Origin of the sequence: Desulfogranum marinum, from assembly GCF_963675105.2 — a bacterium.
Classification (GTDB): domain Bacteria; phylum Desulfobacterota; class Desulfobulbia; order Desulfobulbales; family Desulfobulbaceae; genus Desulfogranum; species Desulfogranum marinum.
The window spans coordinates 1,683,455-1,700,594 of record NZ_CAXXRO010000004.1 but is presented as its reverse complement, the minus strand read 5'-3'; the positions used below and the strand labels follow the sequence as shown (position 1 = coordinate 1,700,594).

13 protein-coding genes and 1 riboswitch are annotated in these 17,140 nt (G+C 45.5%); of the genes, 10 read left to right on the top strand and 3 right to left on the bottom strand.

From position 1 onward, the window contains the following. Position 1: 1 nt before the first annotated feature. From ACHZCY_RS16215 to ACHZCY_RS16205, 3 genes are all read left to right on the top strand, one after another. Positions 2-2,155, top strand: a complete 2,154-nt coding sequence (locus ACHZCY_RS16215; protein ID WP_205223497.1) for a response regulator — start codon at positions 2-4, stop codon at positions 2,153-2,155. Between the two features lie 289 nt (positions 2,156-2,444). Beyond that, the gene (locus ACHZCY_RS16210) at positions 2,445-3,827 is read left to right on the top strand and encodes a YihY/virulence factor BrkB family protein (protein WP_319549644.1); all 1,383 of its coding nucleotides are present in this window, start codon (positions 2,445-2,447) and stop codon (positions 3,825-3,827) included. Further along, positions 3,817-5,547, top strand: coding sequence for a ParB/RepB/Spo0J family partition protein (locus ACHZCY_RS16205; protein WP_319549643.1), 1,731 nt, complete (start codon positions 3,817-3,819; stop codon positions 5,545-5,547). Before ACHZCY_RS16210 ends, ACHZCY_RS16205 begins: the two co-directional genes overlap by 11 nt. A 35-nt stretch (positions 5,548-5,582) precedes the next feature. Here the strand turns inward: ACHZCY_RS16205 and ACHZCY_RS16200 are convergent, their stop codons facing one another. Further along, the gene (locus ACHZCY_RS16200; protein ID WP_394713447.1) at positions 5,583-6,728 is read right to left on the bottom strand and encodes an aldo/keto reductase; all 1,146 of its coding nucleotides are present in this window, start codon (positions 6,726-6,728) and stop codon (positions 5,583-5,585) included. A gap of 386 nt (positions 6,729-7,114) precedes the next feature. On the opposite strand from ACHZCY_RS16200, the gene ACHZCY_RS16195 reads away from it, so the two are divergent. Together ACHZCY_RS16195 and ACHZCY_RS16190 are read left to right on the top strand one after the other, a co-directional pair. Then, a complete protein-coding gene (locus tag ACHZCY_RS16195; RefSeq protein WP_205223501.1) occupies positions 7,115-8,158 on the top strand; it encodes an OmpA family protein in 1,044 nt (347 codons plus the stop codon). Positions 8,159-8,319: 161 nt separating this feature from the next. Then, complete coding sequence (locus tag ACHZCY_RS16190) at positions 8,320-9,093, top strand: hypothetical protein (protein ID WP_319549641.1); 774 nt, start codon at positions 8,320-8,322, stop codon at positions 9,091-9,093. A 9-nt stretch (positions 9,094-9,102) separates the two neighbouring features. Here the strand turns inward: ACHZCY_RS16190 and ACHZCY_RS16185 are convergent, their stop codons facing one another. Both ACHZCY_RS16185 and ACHZCY_RS16180 read right to left on the bottom strand, forming a co-directional pair. Continuing rightward, positions 9,103-9,702, bottom strand: a complete 600-nt coding sequence (locus tag ACHZCY_RS16185; protein ID WP_319549640.1) for a YfbR-like 5'-deoxynucleotidase — start codon at positions 9,700-9,702, stop codon at positions 9,103-9,105. 147 nt (positions 9,703-9,849) lie between these two features. Then, positions 9,850-11,148 (bottom strand): sodium:solute symporter family protein, encoded by a 1,299-nt coding sequence (locus ACHZCY_RS16180; protein ID WP_319549639.1) that lies wholly within the window; start codon positions 11,146-11,148, stop codon positions 9,850-9,852. A gap of 189 nt (positions 11,149-11,337) precedes the next feature. On the opposite strand from ACHZCY_RS16180, the gene galE reads away from it, so the two are divergent. From galE to ACHZCY_RS16155, 5 genes are all read left to right on the top strand, one after another. Continuing rightward, positions 11,338-12,357, top strand: a complete 1,020-nt coding sequence (gene galE / locus ACHZCY_RS16175; RefSeq protein WP_319549638.1) for a UDP-glucose 4-epimerase GalE — start codon at positions 11,338-11,340, stop codon at positions 12,355-12,357. Between the two features lie 664 nt (positions 12,358-13,021). Continuing rightward, a riboswitch (cobalamin riboswitch) is annotated at positions 13,022-13,222 on the top strand. A gap of 201 nt (positions 13,223-13,423) precedes the next feature. Next, complete coding sequence (locus ACHZCY_RS16170; RefSeq protein ID WP_319549637.1) at positions 13,424-15,406, top strand: TonB-dependent receptor plug domain-containing protein; 1,983 nt, start codon at positions 13,424-13,426, stop codon at positions 15,404-15,406. After that, complete coding sequence (locus ACHZCY_RS16165) at positions 15,406-16,170, top strand: DUF2162 family putative transporter (protein WP_319549636.1); 765 nt, start codon at positions 15,406-15,408, stop codon at positions 16,168-16,170. The genes ACHZCY_RS16170 and ACHZCY_RS16165 overlap by 1 nt, the downstream gene beginning before the upstream one ends. Further along, positions 16,148-16,756 carry a MotA/TolQ/ExbB proton channel family protein gene (locus ACHZCY_RS16160; RefSeq protein WP_319549635.1) on the top strand — a complete coding sequence of 203 codons (609 nt, stop codon included), beginning with the start codon at positions 16,148-16,150 and terminating at the stop codon, positions 16,754-16,756. Before ACHZCY_RS16165 ends, ACHZCY_RS16160 begins: the two co-directional genes overlap by 23 nt. Then, positions 16,753-17,121, top strand: a complete 369-nt coding sequence (locus tag ACHZCY_RS16155) for a DUF2149 domain-containing protein (RefSeq protein WP_205223509.1) — start codon at positions 16,753-16,755, stop codon at positions 17,119-17,121. Before ACHZCY_RS16160 ends, ACHZCY_RS16155 begins: the two co-directional genes overlap by 4 nt. The last annotated feature ends 19 nt before the right edge of the window (positions 17,122-17,140 follow it).

Sequence of the window (17,140 nt, the reverse complement as noted above, 5' to 3'; positions counted from 1 at the left end):
CATGGCTCTCAAGAATTTATTTGCTGATCTGGTCGATCCTGTGCAGACACTTTCCACTCTGTGCAACCACCTTGAACAGGAAACCGAACAGTTATTATTTTTCTGTGCTGACCATGACGGCAATCATAAGGCATCAGGAAATTACCCCATTACCTCGGATGAGGCCAGGCAGCTCATCTTTGACAGCCTTGATAAATCTTCTGAAGTAGGGATTCAGCACAAAAGGCGATGCTTTGCCCTGCATGCCGTTCCTGATCTCCAATGCGTTGTACTCGCAACCCCTGCAACGCCTGAAGAGACACTCCCCCCCCATTGGCTGACCACCGTCGTCCGCTTAAGTCTCCGGCTTTTCCTTGCTCATAAAGAGACCGAAGACACGATCAGCCGCCTGCGAATCCAAAAAAAACAATTCGACAGAAAATCCGGAGTTCTCGAAAAAAAGTTCCAGGATATAATGGTCGAAAACGAAGAGAATTACAGGAAAATACAAGAACAGCAGCACAATTACTCTAAAACCCTCCAGGCCGAAATTAGGCAACAGACAGCAGAACTTCGCAGTGCAAAAAAAGCTGCCGAATCAGCAAATATAGCCAAGAGTGAATTTCTTGCTGCAATGAGCCATGAAATACGGACACCAATGAATGGCATCATTGGTTTTACCGACATGCTGTTAGACTCCCCTCTTAATGAAGCACAGAAAGAATTTGCACAAACCATAAAGCGTAGTGCAGACGCTCTACTTTCTTTGATCAACAACATCCTCGATTTTTCAAAAGTAGAAGCAGGAAAATTAGACCTGGAGTGCATTGATTTTGATCCTGAAATAACTGCACAGGATGTCTGCGACTTGATCCGGCCCAAAGTGGAAAGCAGGCCGATTGAAGTGCTTTGCCGAATTGACAACAACCTCCCCGCAAACGTGATGGGGGATCCAGGAAGATTTCGTCAGGTCCTTGTTAACCTCATGGGCAATGCTGTAAAATTTACCAAGCAGGGCGAAATTGAGCTGGCAATACGAGTCGACCGGGAAACAGATACCCAAATTGAGATTCATGCGCATGTGCGTGACACCGGTATTGGGTTACCGGCCAACAAAGTAGAATCCATATTCGAGGCCTTTCGCCAAGCTGACGGTTCAACCACCCGGGAATACGGCGGCACCGGATTGGGCCTCTCCATATGCCGTAAGATTGCCTCACTGATGGGAGGCAATGTATGGGCAGAGAGTCAGCCTGGTCAAGGAAGTACATTTCATTTCACGACCAAACTCAAAAAATCAAAACAGCAACACATAAAAAATTTCGGCAAGGTTTCCCTCACAGGAAAAAGGGTACTGGTTGTCGATGACAATCTGACAAACCTCAATATCCTCAAGCATATCCTTGACACAGCAGGCCTTGATGTTGTTGCAATACACGATAGCAGTCAGGTTCGTGCGGCCATGGAAAAATCCGTAGCGCAAAACAAAAATTTTGATTTGATCATTCTTGACATCCAGATGCCTGTACCTGATGGATATGCGCTCGCGCACATGATTCGCAATGAGATACCAACGGCTAAAAGGACACCACTGCTTGCCTACACCTCATCAAATGATCGTAATGCCCAAAAATGCAATGAGGCTGGATTTAATGCATTTCTTACCAAACCGACCCGTCGCGAGATTCTTTTTAAAACCATGGAAAAACTTCTGGGAGAAGAGCAGAAGGAGACTAAAGACCCTTCCAAAGAACAACTCATCACCCAGTATAGCGTTCGCGAGGAACTCAAACAATCGATACGAATTCTTCTGGCAGAAGATAATCCGGTGAACCAGAGGCTGGCAACCCTCATTCTCACCAAGGCCGGATACAATGTGCAAGTAGCGGCAAATGGAAAAATAGCCATTGATACCTTTACCTCTGCACCCGATGAATTTGATCTCATATTTATGGATGTTCAGATGCCGGAAACCGATGGACTGGAAGCGACCAAAATCATCCGTGAACGTGGATTCAATACCATTCCAATCGTCGCAATGACTGCAAATGCAATGAAAGGTGATCGAGAAATTTGCTTGAATGCAGGGATGAACGATTATATTTCCAAGCCTATTAAGCGTGAAATAGTTTTTGAAATCATAGAGAAATGGCTCTTCCGGGAAATGGGTAAATAGGCCATCCAGTACGTAATACTTTTAACGGGACACTAGCCCGGATTTCTCATCAGTTCAGGCGGTACCAGGTTCAAAGTTTTTGGTAGTAAATAGGTAAGCGCAGACTCCGATAGTAGGCTATATATACTGCCAAAATACTGAAGAAGATGGTACCGCATGGACTGACCTGTGGTGAACATTTTGTTAATTTTGTATCTAATTTATTTTTATAGTATCAAGCTGAAATCACATATCTTTCCGGAAAATGACAAAATGCTCATGAGAGATTCGGGCTAGTCAGTGGAGCACTATGACAGGTAACTTTCAACACTGGTCAACCCCAATCATCAAATGGGCCTTCACAGAGACCGCTACAAGCACCGCCCTGAGCAGAGGATTACGCTGCGCTGCACGAATTCTCATCATTGTTTGCATAGAAGCAACCAGAGCGAAAATTTCCATTAGAGCATCCGCCCTCACCTACTCAGTCATCTTGTCGATGGTGCCCTTACTTGCCATGAGCACTGCGGTTCTCAAGGGGCTTGGGAGTGGCGACCAACTGAGAGTTGCAGCTGTTCGCTTTATTGAGCAGGTGGAGCCACGCCCAACTGTTCACCAAACACAACCTGAGTCCACCAGTCCTGATCTGCTTGAAAAACCAGTCCAAAACACGATGACTGCCCACCTTTACCGAGCAGTCGACACCATATTTAACTATGTTGACAAAACCAATTTTGCGGCGCTGGGTATTTTTGGTATTGGCGGTACTCTACTAGTTGTCATAATGGTTTTCAGCACAATTGAAGACGCCATGAATGATATATGGAGGGAAGAAAAAGGGCGCCCTCTGTTTCGCAAAGTGATGGATTACCTGGCACTGCTCATCTTGCTCCCAATTTCCATCAATATGGCACTTGCCGGTGAGACCATTCTCGCCAGCGAACGGATGATGAGCTACATCCAAACTATCATCCCACTGGACTGGATGATAGCCGCCTTGTTTAATTTTTTGCCTTTTGTTTTTATCATCATTACCCTGATGCTGGTTTACCTCTTTTTTTCAAGGGCAAGGGTCACAACATCCGCCGCATTCACCGGCGCACTCTTTGCTTCTATATTCTGGTTTCTGACCCAAAAAGTATATATCATTCTTCAGGTAGGGGTAGCTAAATACAATGCTATTTATGGTTCCTTTGCGACGGTCCCCCTCTTTCTTGTATGGGTTTACTTAGGATGGAATTTTATTCTTTCAGGTGCGGCCCTCGCTTACGGGATACAACATCGAAACAATTACCTCCCTTTTACAGATACCATTGTGCCGCAGCGACGGTTGCAGCTTGCTTTTGATATTCTCCACCATGTTTATACAGACTTTCATAACAGACGCACGACTACCGTCACTTCACTGGCCGACAGGCTCAAAGGCACTCCAACCAGTGTGATTAAGGCAATCGCAGCAAACCTGGTTACCGCAAATTTACTGCACAGCAACGATGACAATGACAAGCCTGCCTTTTTGCCGGTCACTTCCGCAGAGCTTGTCAAGCCAGGTGAAGTACTTGATGCAATAGTAGGTCGTACAAATAATTCCACATACGGCTCACACTTGGCAGACCTTGCACTTGAAGGGGCTCATAAGGCGCTGGCTCAAATAACTTTCCAGATACCGGTAAACGAACAAGATGAAAAGTAACCAGCAAAAAAACAGATCGATCAGCACTTTTCTCGGCAACAATAATATCCTGCTCCTCGTGCCTAACGGATTGCCGAGCCACACAAACAAGGAGGACCAACACTCTCTCACCGATCTGGGCTTTGTGCTGGCTCAACAGCTTCAAAGTTATGCCGTTATTAATAACAAATATAAGAAAACACTTATTGATCTGACAGACATGCAGGCGGTGAAAACACGAAAAAAAGTTACAGATACCTTTCTAGTCCATATCAAACGTTTCACAGACGAGATACTGGAAAATGATATGGCGCCGCTGGTTCTTATTGTTCAGGTCGCCGACACCACACTACCGCAAGGGAAACACATCCTTTTCGGTTATGGTCAAGGAGAACGAGGCGTACCGGAAAAACCACATAATCCAACCATCTCCCCTTCGCAGATCAGTAGATACAGGGTCGCCATCGAGGACCAGGGAATAACTACAGACCTGGCACCTCCAGGATCCATCTACTGCGGGCACTCTCCCGACCATCTCAACCAACTTTATCGCCAAAAAAACTATCTCGAGGGTTTTTACAATACCAATGTAAGCTCAATACTATTGACTCTTGCTCCGGAACTTGTGAGAGAAAAAGGGCTTGCCGAACATACGGCGGAAAAGCTGTGGCGGGCTATGCAGCAGTTTCAACAAAAAATGCCTTTGGTAAGAAAAGTTCAACTCAAAAGTATAGAGACACAAAAGGAGGAGGATCTACAATATATCTTCCGTATTCACAACGACGCACAGTACGATGAACTCACCAGAGAATCATATATTGACGAACTCGCAGGATCCATTGAAAAAAACGGATTACTCCACCCTTTAGTTTTACTGCGTAAAAACGATGGTTATTACAAAATCCTGTGTGGTTTCAGAAGATTCCAAGCAGCCAAACGCATAGGGAGAGTGTGGATAGAAGCCAAAATTTTTCAGGAGCGGGATTTCACCACTGAAGATTTTTTTAATATTTCACTTGCCGAAAATACCAAAAGAAGAAACCTCAACCCTGTTGAAATAGGGAATTTTCTTGATACTGCCAGTGATACCATGCACTTGAACAACACCATGCTTGCTGAAAAATTCGGCGAGACATTGGGTATTGGTGCTCCAGGCCAGAAAGTTTCCCACACTACGATTCATAAATACCGCAAAGTTAATCAAATTCGAACGCGCAACGAATCACCAGAGATTATCAACGATGTGATCAATGAAAAGCTGCAGTTCTCCATAGCAGCTGAAATCCTCGCCCCAATCAAAGACCCCCATGACCGAGACAGCCTCTACCTGGAAATAATAAAACCACTTGCTCCTACACGACCACAACTCCAAAGTATACTTACCTTATTAAAAGAGAGGGAAACAGGCTTGAGTAAAGCCATCGCGCATAAGGACGTTCAACTACTGCTGACCAAGGCAATGGATACCCCGCAAAAAGCAGCCACTTTTATCCGCCTCATGCAGCAGAAAGGAACACAATCAGCTGTTACCAACCAAAAACAGTTCACCAAAAAGATTACAAAAATAAGGCAGCAATACTTTGGCAGGCATACAAGCAAGAAAGATTTCAACCTTACGCCTGATTCAGGAACAGCAAATGGAGAGCTGACCCTTAACCTGCGGATCAACCAAAAAAATTATCACGAAATGCTTGATAAAGTTAGCAGGCTACTCCATCAAGAAGATCTGTTTACAGAATAAAAAAAGTTATCTTTTCGCATGCGAAAAACAGGTGTTTACACATTATCCTTTTCCTTTTTCACGAGCAGCTCATGAGCTTGTTGTAACTTTAGCAAAAGTTCACGGGCCGGTAGGTGGAACTTTTCTGCAAATACCTGTACATCGTCTTCCACAATACAGGCTGCGTTATTGCCTGGCACCCACTGGTTTCCTTTCCCCAGCATAGAGTATCTTGCCTGGGCATAGGCCAGCAAATCCCACCCTGTCGCAAGATTATATAACCACAATATCATTGGTATGTTCATACATCCCGGTGTTTCCCCACAGCCGGGAAACATCTCCCAATGGTTGTCTGGAGAACAATTACCACTTACCGCCAACATGCGCTTTTGCCACCTTTGATAAATATTTCCGACAAGATCAAAATCGTTTATATACTGTAAAGCCAAAACGTGATCGGTAAAATCATCAGGTTTTGCGGCTCCAATACTTATTGTGTGTATCGCCTTATGCTGCAAACAAAAAAGGTCATTAAATTGCATTGGAGTGAGTGGAGCGGAAAGCTCCTCTAGAAGAAGTGGTGGGGTGTGCAGCATCCCTCCTTTATCGGTAGGGCTAATAATAAAAGTCCCCATGTCCTGTTCGGAAGCAGCCTCTAATACCTTTTCATTTCGCTGAAAAATTGTATACCAATGCAAATTGATATAATCAAAACCGCCATCCTGGTCATGATTGACTGCCTGTAGCAAAACATCAGTTGAAGCGTGCCCGGAAAAACCAACCCAATCCACTTTCCCCTGCTTTTGCAGCAATCTTGCAGCATGGAGACAACCGCCGGGTCGGCAAGCATGCCACAGTTGTTTATGCGAATTAATCCCGTGTAAAGCTAAAAGATCTACCCTTTCCACCTGCAACCTGCGCAAGGAATCAAGCACATGTTCACGAAACAGTAAGGGATCTGCAACAGGCTCGACTTTGGTTTGAACAATAAAATTCTCTCTCTCATATTCTTTCAAGACCAGACCAAGCTGTCGTTCTGAAGACCCGTATCCTCTCGCAGTCTCGACGTGATTGATCCCCAGATCCAAAGCCCCGGCAATTATTTTCTGTAGCTTTTTTTGTTGTGCCTGCTCTATGTCTTTCTGTGCAACATCTTGCCAGGATTGCATAAATCGCATCCCACCAGCAGAAAAAACAGGCATCTCCAGTTCAGTCTTTCCAAATCGTCGATAAATCATATTACTGAGTCGTATTTAATGAAAATAAAAAACAGAGGAATCTGTCAGCATTCCGGTTATGATGAAAACAGTGCGTACAAGACGGTATCAGCATTGTGAAGTGTGTCATCAGATAGGGCAAATATAATCAACCTCTTGTCAACAACAATATAACACACAAAACGAGTATATCGTATCACCATATATAAGGTTGGCAATGGCTCAGTTCCGATCAACCTGAGCTGGGCCAATATTTCACAGGCCAGGTCTTTTTTCTGTAAATTCAAGATTGACCTATTCCCACTCCTGCATTACTCTTTTATAGTCAAATCGTTATCTTACTTTCTACAACATCAACGAAGGAGAACACAATGAGGATGATCCACAAGAGTTTTATTGTCGGCCTGACCCTGTTGCTAGCTTCATGTTTATCCACCACGGCATTTGCAAAAGAAGTGGTCTTTGTGAAACTGGCAGACAACTTTATTATCCTTTATGACTCTTCCAGTTCCATGAAAGCCAAAAGTGGCGATCAAATGCGACTGGACATCGAACGGCAGATACTAACTGAAAAAAATTCTACGTTACCCGCACTTGACTGGCAGGCTGGTATTTATACCTTTACGCCCGGATTTGGTAAAGAAGCATTCAAAAGCTATTTACCCATGCAGACATACGACAAAGGAGCCTTTACCTCTACCATCGACACGCTCCCTTCCAAGCCCTCAGGAACAACGTTGCTCCAAAACGGACTCGTTTCCCTGGAGCCTATCCTTGCCAAACTGCAGGGTGAAACAGTTGTCTTTCTTTTTACCGATGGCCAGTTCACAGCGAACCGTGGACTTCCCGCCCCTGGAATGATCGCCAAACAACTTGCAGAAAAATATAAAGTCTGCTTTTACGTTATTGACACCGACGACGATACCAACGGTGACCAAGCTGTCAACGCTGTTGCTAGCGCCAGTGATTGTGGAAAAGTTATTCAATTCTCCAAACTTCTCGGTCATCCGGAATGGCTGACCAACCCTCTTTTCATGGTCAAAGAGGGAGAAATGCCCAAAGCACAAGTTGTAGGCACCAGCGTCAACAACGTTCTTTTTGACTTTGACAAAGACGTTGTAAAACCAGAAAACTATGTGGCACTGAATGAACTTGCAATTCTCCTTCAGGAAAATCCAAAAGCTCACGTTACCCTGGCTGGTCATACAGACAATATTGGTTCAGAAGAGTACAACCTCAAGCTTTCCCAGCGACGCGCAGCAAGTGTGCGTGCCTACCTGGTCGAAAAAGGTGGCATTGACAACAAAAGAATCACCTTAAGCTCGTTCGGTAAAGCTAAACCTACCAACAGTAACGACACTGAAGAAGGACGTGCCAAGAATCGCCGTGTAGAAAGCATCATAACCGGCATGTAACACCTCATTACGTTACCAAAGTCTTTTAAATCTACCAGACAGGCGCTAACAATGCCTGTTTGGTAGATTGTTTTCTACGCCTTTTTTTTATCAAAAAAAGAAGCACTGTCCTCAATTAACACACATCACTTCTCTCTTCTGCTGCGTACAAGCTTAGACCAATGCTCCTCTGGAAACAAGCAGCAAGTCGTCCTCCTGACAATCCCGGCACTCTACTGCGCTTGTTTCTTGCAACCAGCTCGCTGGCTCCCACGCCTTTTGCTTTTTCCAATCAAGCTCGCCTTTTCTCCCTGCTCTTTGTAGTAGCACTTTTATCCAGTTGTGCCCAATTGCCTGAGTATGCGGCCCCGAAGATTCGGCCGGCATCAAAACAGCCCACAACTTTTTTCGCATACCGGCAACTGCAACAAAAAGATTTTCGTGCGCCATCGCTGCAAGAAGGTACAAACGGGCAGGAAGAACATTTCAATGCCCGTTCCAGTGTACAAATACGCCCCAAAAGTTCCACGAAAATCATGGTAAGGAAAAGCTCTTTTAATGGGGTTCCTCTGTACTTTGCCGACATCGACAATCTTGCATTTGAAGCTGTTTTCATACCGGAAAATTCTTGGTGGAATCCAAACATACCTGCAGCAAAAAAAGGCTACGTCCTTCAACACGAACAAATTCACTTTGCGTTACTGGAAATTACAGCGCAAAAGATAACCAAAGAAAAGAGCCATTACCGCAAAGGGCTACCCATCGTGGGCAATACGGCGATGGAGGCGCAACGGCTTGCCATTGTCTGGATTCAAGACATTATCAACAGTTATAACGAAGAGATACTGAAACAACATACTGCATTCGATCAGGACACATCGCTCTACTATTCACCGAAGATACAACAAAGGTGGTGGACTCAGGTGAACAAAGAACTTGGTTCCACAAAGCAATAGGAGCGCCGCTTATGGCTGCAATTCGAAAGCCACCTTTGATTCCTCTGCATTCTGCAACAATTCGTTGAGCAAATCAATTGTTCGCCGCCAATTATATTGGGGAAAAGTGGTTATTCCTTGTTTGAGTTTATTTTCAAGCATCTGGTAAAGAAGTTCAATAACCTTTTTTGCATGTATTCCGATACCTTCATCAGTAATAAAAACAAGGGCATCAATTATATCGGCAAGCTTCACAATCAGCAGATACTCTGGGTGCTCACGACGGATGGCCTCCTTCATCTCAAACAACCAGGGAGCAATCTCTCTTTCTATGGCCTCAATGGGATTATTATCTCCACTTAAATGCTCAATATGCTGTTTAAGCGGGCTTGGCAAGTCACCCGTAAGGAGTTCAGGTGTGTCGTGAAGTGAGGCGTATTCCATAATCTGCAGCAGATCGGTATCGGACAAATCAGGCCCAATGATATCTTTGGCAAGCTTGTTGGAGATACGGGTGACCATGTAGTGATGTTCTGCCAGTGTCTGATCTCTGGAGGTACGAACACTATGCCAGCGCGTAACATGTCCGGAACGGGCAAGGTCGGCAAGGGTGAGTTTGGGTAACATCATAATAACTAACTATCAGGTAAGAAGAGAAAAAAGATTCATCCGTCACAGGCATCATACTGTATACATAGAAAACCTCAACAGCCAAGGCACACCACATTTAATCCAGCCTAACAATCCTCCGTCATTGGGCTTTTAAAAAAGCGATTATCAGCTTTCTCCGACCAAATTGATATTCATCAACACATAAACCACCGGAATAAGATACAGCAAGCAAACCACCCATCTCGAGCGCGACAATTTTTTGAAAAAAACCAGAATAACAAGTCCCACAAACACAGCAGAGCCACGTAACCCCATTGACATATAACTCCATTTAAGGATTGCCGAATCCAGCCCGGTAAAAACCAGCATCGCTGCGCAAAAAAGAATAAAAAGAGTCAAGGCACGGAGCAATGACAACGGCTTTAAAAGGTGATGTTCCTTTGTTTTCCGGTCTATGAAATCGTTGTATATATTGGTGGTAACGCCAAGCAATAACCCTGCTCCGGTACCGAGCACAACCAGCAGGATGCCAGCAGAAAAAAAAGCTGCAATAAGGGGCGGAAAGCTATGGTAGAGGAAAAAAGGAAGAGCCTGAGCCGTACCACCGCTGATTTCAGAAAAATTCGCTCGCAAATACAACCCAATAACAATACCTAACAGTCCGAGGGGAGGAATCACCGCAGCACTGAGGAAAGCGCCGTTTCTCGCTTCCTTCACGTCTCCGGCAGAAAAAATAGCCTGTAGATATATCTGAGTAGAGAGGACTCCGACAACCATGGATGCCATATGAACAGATGCTGCTTGAAGACCATAATGACGCAAACTGAGCATATCAGCACCTGGTGGCAGGCATGAAAGAATATTTTCCAGGCCCCCGCCACGGTACAAAGCCACACCAGCACTCACCAGCATGATAATATACAACAGGAAAAATTTAATTTTGCCGATCAACCCAGCCCCGGCAATACCACCGTTAATAACGAAAACTCCAATAAATATGCTGGTTAACAACACAGCCCAACCGGCACTAAAATGAAACACTGCCTGAAGAATGGCAATGGATGCCAAAAATTGTCCGATGATGTGAATAAACATGCCGACCGAATTAACGATACTGCAATAAGAGCGAAAACGGTTTCCAAAAGCGCGCCCCAGGTATTCGGACACTGTTACGACTCCAGCCTCGCGCAACCCTTTGGCAAAAAATAACCCCAGCAAAAGACAGGAGACACCACTCCCGAGGGTAAATATCCAGGCTGAGATCCCATGCGTATAGGCCGTCTGGACCGTACCTATTGTTGAAATGCCACCGACAAGGGTACCAATAATTACCCAGGAGACACCAGTATAATCAAGCGACCTATCGGCCACTGAAAAGCCGGAAGCGGACTTAACTGTGGATAATTTAATCGACAGCAGTGAAATCAGAAAAAAAGTGATTGCAAATGTTACTTTATACAGCAAACCGTTCCCACCGCCCCTCTCGTTTCCGATAGAAAGTAAAATTATATCAGGAGAAATTAAACAGACCGGCATATATAGTTAATATCTATACAGATATAAAAACCAATGCCCTTTTTTCACAAACCCATTATTATACTTGGTATTATTCCAGTTTGCGTTAATTTTTTATTCCCACCACAGGAGTATACAATGCATATTTTAGTCACAGGTGGTGCCGGTTACATCGGTAGCCATACCTGCCTTGAACTACTTGAAGCCGGCCACAAGGTTACCATTTTAGACAATCTCAGTAATTCCTCCAGGGAATCCATCAACCGAGTGGAAAAATTAACAGGCTCGTCTATCGATTTTTTTCAAGCAGATCTACTTGATGAACAGGGGGTACGAGAAGTTTTTGATAAGGCAACCGATACAGATGCCGTCATCCATTTTGCCGGCCTCAAGGCCGTAGGCGAGTCTGTGGAAAAGCCGCTTGCTTACTACCATAACAATATAACAGGTACGCTTAACCTCTGTAAGGTGATGCAGGAGTTTGGCGTCAAGAATATAGTATTTAGTTCTTCTGCAACCGTTTATGGCGATCCTGCAACCGTTCCCATCATGGAAAATTTTCCTCTTTCCTGCACCAATCCTTACGGGCGAACCAAACTGATGGTCGAAGAAATTTTGCGGGACTTGGCCGTACCGGACCCAACGTGGAACATTGCCCTGCTGCGTTATTTCAATCCTGTTGGTGCGCATGTAAGCGGTCAAATAGGAGAAGATCCTAACGGTATTCCCAACAACCTTATGCCCTACATTTCTCAGGTTGCAGTTGGCAAGCTCGCAGAACTTTCGGTCTTTGGCAATGATTATTCCACACCAGACGGAACCGGTGTCCGTGATTACATTCATGTGGTTGACCTAGCCGTTGGACATCTGCGTGCGTTGGAAAAACTCACAAAAAACCCTGGGGTGGTTACCTACAACCTTGGTACAGGCCAAGGCTACTCAGTATTGGATATGGTCAGTGCCTTTGAAAAAGCCAGCGGCAAGCAGGTTCCATACAAGATAGCTCCCCGCCGACCCGGCGACATTGCCCAGTGTTGGGCGGACCCCTCTTTAGCACGGAAAGAGTTGAACTGGGAAGCAAAAAGGGGGGTGGTTGAAATGTGCGAAGATACCTGGCGCTGGCAATCTTCCAATCCCCAGGGATACACTGAAGGATAGCTCCTTTCTTTCAGTGCACAAACCCGTTTTCAAGGGTTCAACACCTTGTAAATAATATAAAAAAAGGCTGGAAAATGATAACCATTTACCAGCCTTTTCCAGCATCTTCTTTTTTTATTACCCCCAACCAACCTTCCACTTCTTGCCGTTTCGGTGCCCTGCCCAGACCTTTAACCTCACCATCGTTGACCACCGCCGGAGGAGAGAAAATCTCTAACCCGAATTTCTCATGAACCTTTTGATTTCAAACCCAACCAATTGATATTATTAGCTAAAATTTAACCTGTGCTATTAACAGTGTGTTTTTTGTTTTAAATCAAAAAGTTCCCCCTTTGGGTCAATAGATTTTTCCGCAGGATCTACGTTACAAGCCACTTGCGGTAGTTTACTACAGCTGCGCGGCTTGTGCCTTGCCCTGCGAAAAACTTTATTGATGAGAAATCCGGGCTAACAGTGCTATTTACAGAAACACTGTTATCTTTGTACCCCCCAATGCAAGATTTTACTGGTCAATGAACAACCTCGGTTACCTCCAATAATAAATTCTCCACATTTTTTCCTCTTGCGTGATTGAGGCAATTACAAAAAAACACCCCTGGATACCACTCAGTAGTACACTGATTTAACTATAAAAAAAGCTTGCCTTATTTCCCGTTTTGTTGTTTGCTTCCTGTTTGTTTCAGGTGCTTACAACCAAGCTTTAAAAGGGAACCCGGTGTAAATCCGGGACGGGCCCGCCGCTGTAAACCTCTCCTTATAAACAAATAAGGAAAAATGCTTTCAACCATGTGTGCCACTGCTCCAAAGCGGGAAGGCCGTTGAAAGTGGGGATAGTCAGAAGACCTACCTGAACAATGGTACCGCAAAAAAAGGTACCGCATGGAACCACGCACATCTCCTTATTACTCAATAGGCTTCCATGTTTCCAGAATCTCCGTGGACAAGAGATTCAAAGGCATCTGTGGATTTAAATCAGGGCATCCCCGGATCAATGTAGTACTAATTGGTCCGGGGATTTTTTTATTTCTCTCCGGGCATCCGTTCTTAAAAAGGAGAAGAAATAACAATGAAGAAGTATTACCCCGCTCTACTTATTCCCATCCTGTCCTGCCTCCATGCTCAAACTGCTATGAGTGCAACCACCCCCTCACAACCCACTGTAATGGATGAGGTTGTTGTTACAGCAAGCCGTAGCGCTGAAACAAAAAAACAAGTCAGCGCCAATCTCACTGTCGTCAACCGAGAAGAAATCGAGCAATCACCAAGCCGTAATGTTGCCGACCTGCTTGCAGAAAAAGGACTTGGTCACATTCAAAAATACCCCGGCAACCTCACCTCCATAGGCATTCGAGGATTTCGTACCGATACCCATGGTAACGACTTGCAGGGCAAGGTCCTCATTCTACTGGATGGCCGACGTGCGGGTACCGGTAACGTGGCCAAACTGATGACCAAAAATGTCCAACGAATCGAGGTAATCCGTGGCCCGGGAGCCGTACAATATGGGTCTGCGGGTATGGGTGGTGTGGTAAACATCATCACCCGGCAAGGTGAGCTCAACAGTGCTTTTGTAGAAGCCGGTGGTGGCGGTTTTGACACTGGAGAAGGCTCTATTGGTGGAACTGTTAATCAAAACGGTTTTGACTTTGCAGGAAGTTATACCTACAGAACCGAAGGCGATTATGACACCGGGAGCGGTGATCGATTTGAAAACACAGGGAATAACTATGAAACCGGCATAAGTGCGAATCTTGGTTACTCCTTCTCAGATACCAATCGGCTGGGCGTCATTTTCACCGGTTTTGATGCAGATGATGCGGGTGATCCTGGTTATTTCAGCAATCCCGACCTTGATAATACCACAGACAAGGACAATTACTCCATTGATACTAGATATAATGGGGGTACGGATAATGATCAGTATCAATGGATGGTACGTTATTTTTTCGGTAAGGATGAAAACACATGGAAAAGTCCGACTGCCTCCAATGCATCCGGCTGGGATACCGGCATAGATTCATCCAACAAAACAGATCAACAGGGAGCCCAGGCACAGGTTACCGGAACATTTGATATTGCCACCTTTACCGCGGGATTTGATTGGCTCGATTATGATGTGGAAAACACATGGACTCCAACAAAAACCACCTATACCAATCCAGCATTATTTCTGTTAGGCAAAACAAGTTTTGCCGATGATGCTGTCACCGCAAACATAGGATTGCGTTACGACTGGTATGAAGTTGAAGTAAAAGAGCCCGCAGGCAGAGACGAAGATCAAAACCGATTAACCCCGCAGTTTGGCCTTGCCTGGATGGTTACCGACGAACTGAAACTTCGTGCCCAGTATGCAGAGGCCTTTACAATGCCCTCTGCCGACCAGTTGGCAGCCGATTTTACCAGCTTTGGTACCAGAACAGTAGGCAACCCTGATCTCGATCCAGAGAAAAGCAATACCTATGAGGGTGGTGTCGACTTTGAACACAAAAGTCTTACTGCCTCCCTGACCTATTTCTACACCGATTTTGAAGATAAAATAACCACTGATTATCTTGCTGACGGCTCAGCTACCTGGAAAAACCTTGGCGATGCGACCATTGCCGGTTTTGAGGGAGAGATCAGCTACGATGTCGGAGAACCAATGGGTTGGACCTGGGAAGTCAGACCCTATCTCGGCATGACTATTCTCACCAAGTATGAGGATGACCAAACCGGTGAAGATCTACTCTATGTAAGTGGTACCAACCTATCAGCAGGCCTTGTTGTAAACAATGGGGCAGGTGCGTTTGTCCGGTTTAACGTTGCTTACGCCGGTAAACAAGACGTCAATGATTGGGAGTCTGGAACATACCCTACACCGGTTGTTGAACTTGATTCGTCTACAGTTGCCGATCTCGTTGCCTCGTATCGTTTTCTTGAGTCTGATACCTATGGGGCATTCACCCTGCGCGGCGAAGTACGCAATCTTTTTGACGAAGAGTATGCCTACGTGAAAGGGTATCCTATGCCTGGCATCAACTGGTTCCTCGGACTGCGCTGGGATTATTAGTGGAGTTAAAATCATTACTGCTCGGCCTTGCATTTTCACTGGGAATTTTTGCAGTGAAAAGCGGGGCCGGTCTCTCCTACCTCATGCAGCAGGAAACAGGCCCCAGACGATGGGCAATTTTCTGCTGTTGCCAGGTAAGCTACCTTTTGTCTTTCCTGCTTGCCGGCTACCTCATCCATCAGGGCAACCTGATGGAGCACCTGGAGGGCTTCATGCTGTTTCTTCAAAACGGGATGACCCTCCACTGTCTCCTTGCCGCCCTCCTTCTCCTCTGGGGGGCGGCTCTTTTAAAACGACCACCGGAGAACCGCAGCAAAAGCTCCGGCTGGCTACTCCTCTCCCTTCCATGTCCGGTCTGTTTTGCGGTGATCCTTTTCATCGGCGGTTTTTTGCAAGCGTTATATCCGAAAACCCCTTGGTTGTTTGTCTGGCTTTACCTTAGCTTTTTCGCTGTCAGCTGTATAAGCGCATTCATTGTCAGTTACATGAAAAGCAGCGAGCCGATACATGGCCTTGGCACCGTGATGGTCCTAACAGCGCTCTATTTTCTCATAACCATCCTGGTTGTCCCTCAGTTTAGCGATATTGATAAAATCTACAGACTCAGTAAATCCGGCCTTGCTCCACTCAATCACCACTCCTCTCCCTGGCTGTTCATAGTGATGGGAATAACCTTTTTCGTTGGAGTGTTGAGCAGCTCCTACAAAAAAATTGGAATGCACTACAAGCGCACATACGAACATGGAAATAACAGCACTCTTTAAATCGTTTATTTATCTTGTTTCCTCATCCCTGCTTACTCCGGTCCTGTTCCTTTTGTCAGCCCTTATCCTGTGGTTGATAATGTACAGCGGCAATTTTTGTGGCCTGTGGATAAACCGCAAACGGTTGACCAATGATATTGATCCCCTGCTTGCATTAACCAATCAAACGTTCTCCAACTTTCCGCCTGCTGTCCGACAATGCTGTTTACAGCTTATAGAGCTGTCCAAGCAACCCCATGCGGACCTGGCAGTGACGCATCTGCTACGTGAACAAGAACACCACTTATGGAAGTCCCTGGACCGACTAAAAATGCTGATACGAATCGGCCCCGGACTAGGCTTGATAGGAACCCTCATTCCCATGGGTACCGGGCTTGCTGCACTCAGCCAAGGTGACCTCACCCGCCTTTCCGGTGATTTAGTGATTGCTTTTACCACTACGGTGGTAGGGCTGACGCTGGGGCTGGTTAGCTATTTCTTTTTTACGGTGCAGCGTCGCTGGACAGAAGAAGACGTAAAAAATATGGAACTGGCAGCAGAAATAATCATGGGCGACTATGTAAACAGGCCAGATGAAAGACAATGAGATATTTTCAACGTACCCAAAACAGAGGCGCAGGACTCTCTGATAACGACCCATTGACCGGAATAGCGAACCTTTTTGATTTGGGCCTTGTCTTTATTGTCGGCCTCCTCCTTGCCCTCTTTGGTACCTACCACCTCGAAGATTTGCTTCGTCAGGATTCACAATTGACCATTACCAAGGAATCCAGCAATGGCGAAATGGAAATCATCACCAAAAAAGGGACAAAAATTGAAGCGATAAAAGTGACTAAGGACAAGGCCAAAGGCAAAGGCCAACGCCTTGGCGTTGCTTACCGCCTCAAGGATGGTTCCATGGTGTATGTTCCGGAAAAAGAAAATCCCGCTGCTGATCCCCCTCGTCAATAAAAATTTTGCCAGCCCCATG

Excerpts from the sequence above, each read along its gene's own strand:
- ACHZCY_RS16210 (WP_319549644.1), top strand. The coding sequence starts at position 2,445 with ATGACAGGTAACTTTCAACACTGGTCAACCCCAATCATCAAATGGGCC.
- ACHZCY_RS16185 (WP_319549640.1), bottom strand. The coding sequence starts at position 9,702 with ATGATGTTACCCAAACTCACCCTTGCCGACCTTGCCCGTTCCGGACAT.
- ACHZCY_RS16160 (WP_319549635.1), top strand. The coding sequence starts at position 16,148 with ATGGAAATAACAGCACTCTTTAAATCGTTTATTTATCTTGTTTCCTCA.
- ACHZCY_RS16190 (WP_319549641.1), top strand. The coding sequence starts at position 8,320 with ATGCTCCTCTGGAAACAAGCAGCAAGTCGTCCTCCTGACAATCCCGGC.
- ACHZCY_RS16195 (WP_205223501.1), top strand. The coding sequence starts at position 7,115 with ATGAGGATGATCCACAAGAGTTTTATTGTCGGCCTGACCCTGTTGCTA.
- ACHZCY_RS16155 (WP_205223509.1), top strand. The coding sequence starts at position 16,753 with ATGAGATATTTTCAACGTACCCAAAACAGAGGCGCAGGACTCTCTGAT.
- galE (WP_319549638.1), top strand. The coding sequence starts at position 11,338 with ATGCATATTTTAGTCACAGGTGGTGCCGGTTACATCGGTAGCCATACC.
- ACHZCY_RS16170 (WP_319549637.1), top strand. The coding sequence starts at position 13,424 with ATGAAGAAGTATTACCCCGCTCTACTTATTCCCATCCTGTCCTGCCTC.
- ACHZCY_RS16215 (WP_205223497.1), top strand. The coding sequence starts at position 2 with ATGGCTCTCAAGAATTTATTTGCTGATCTGGTCGATCCTGTGCAGACA.
- ACHZCY_RS16200 (WP_394713447.1), bottom strand. The coding sequence starts at position 6,728 with ATGCCTGTTTTTTCTGCTGGTGGGATGCGATTTATGCAATCCTGGCAA.
- ACHZCY_RS16205 (WP_319549643.1), top strand. The coding sequence starts at position 3,817 with ATGAAAAGTAACCAGCAAAAAAACAGATCGATCAGCACTTTTCTCGGC.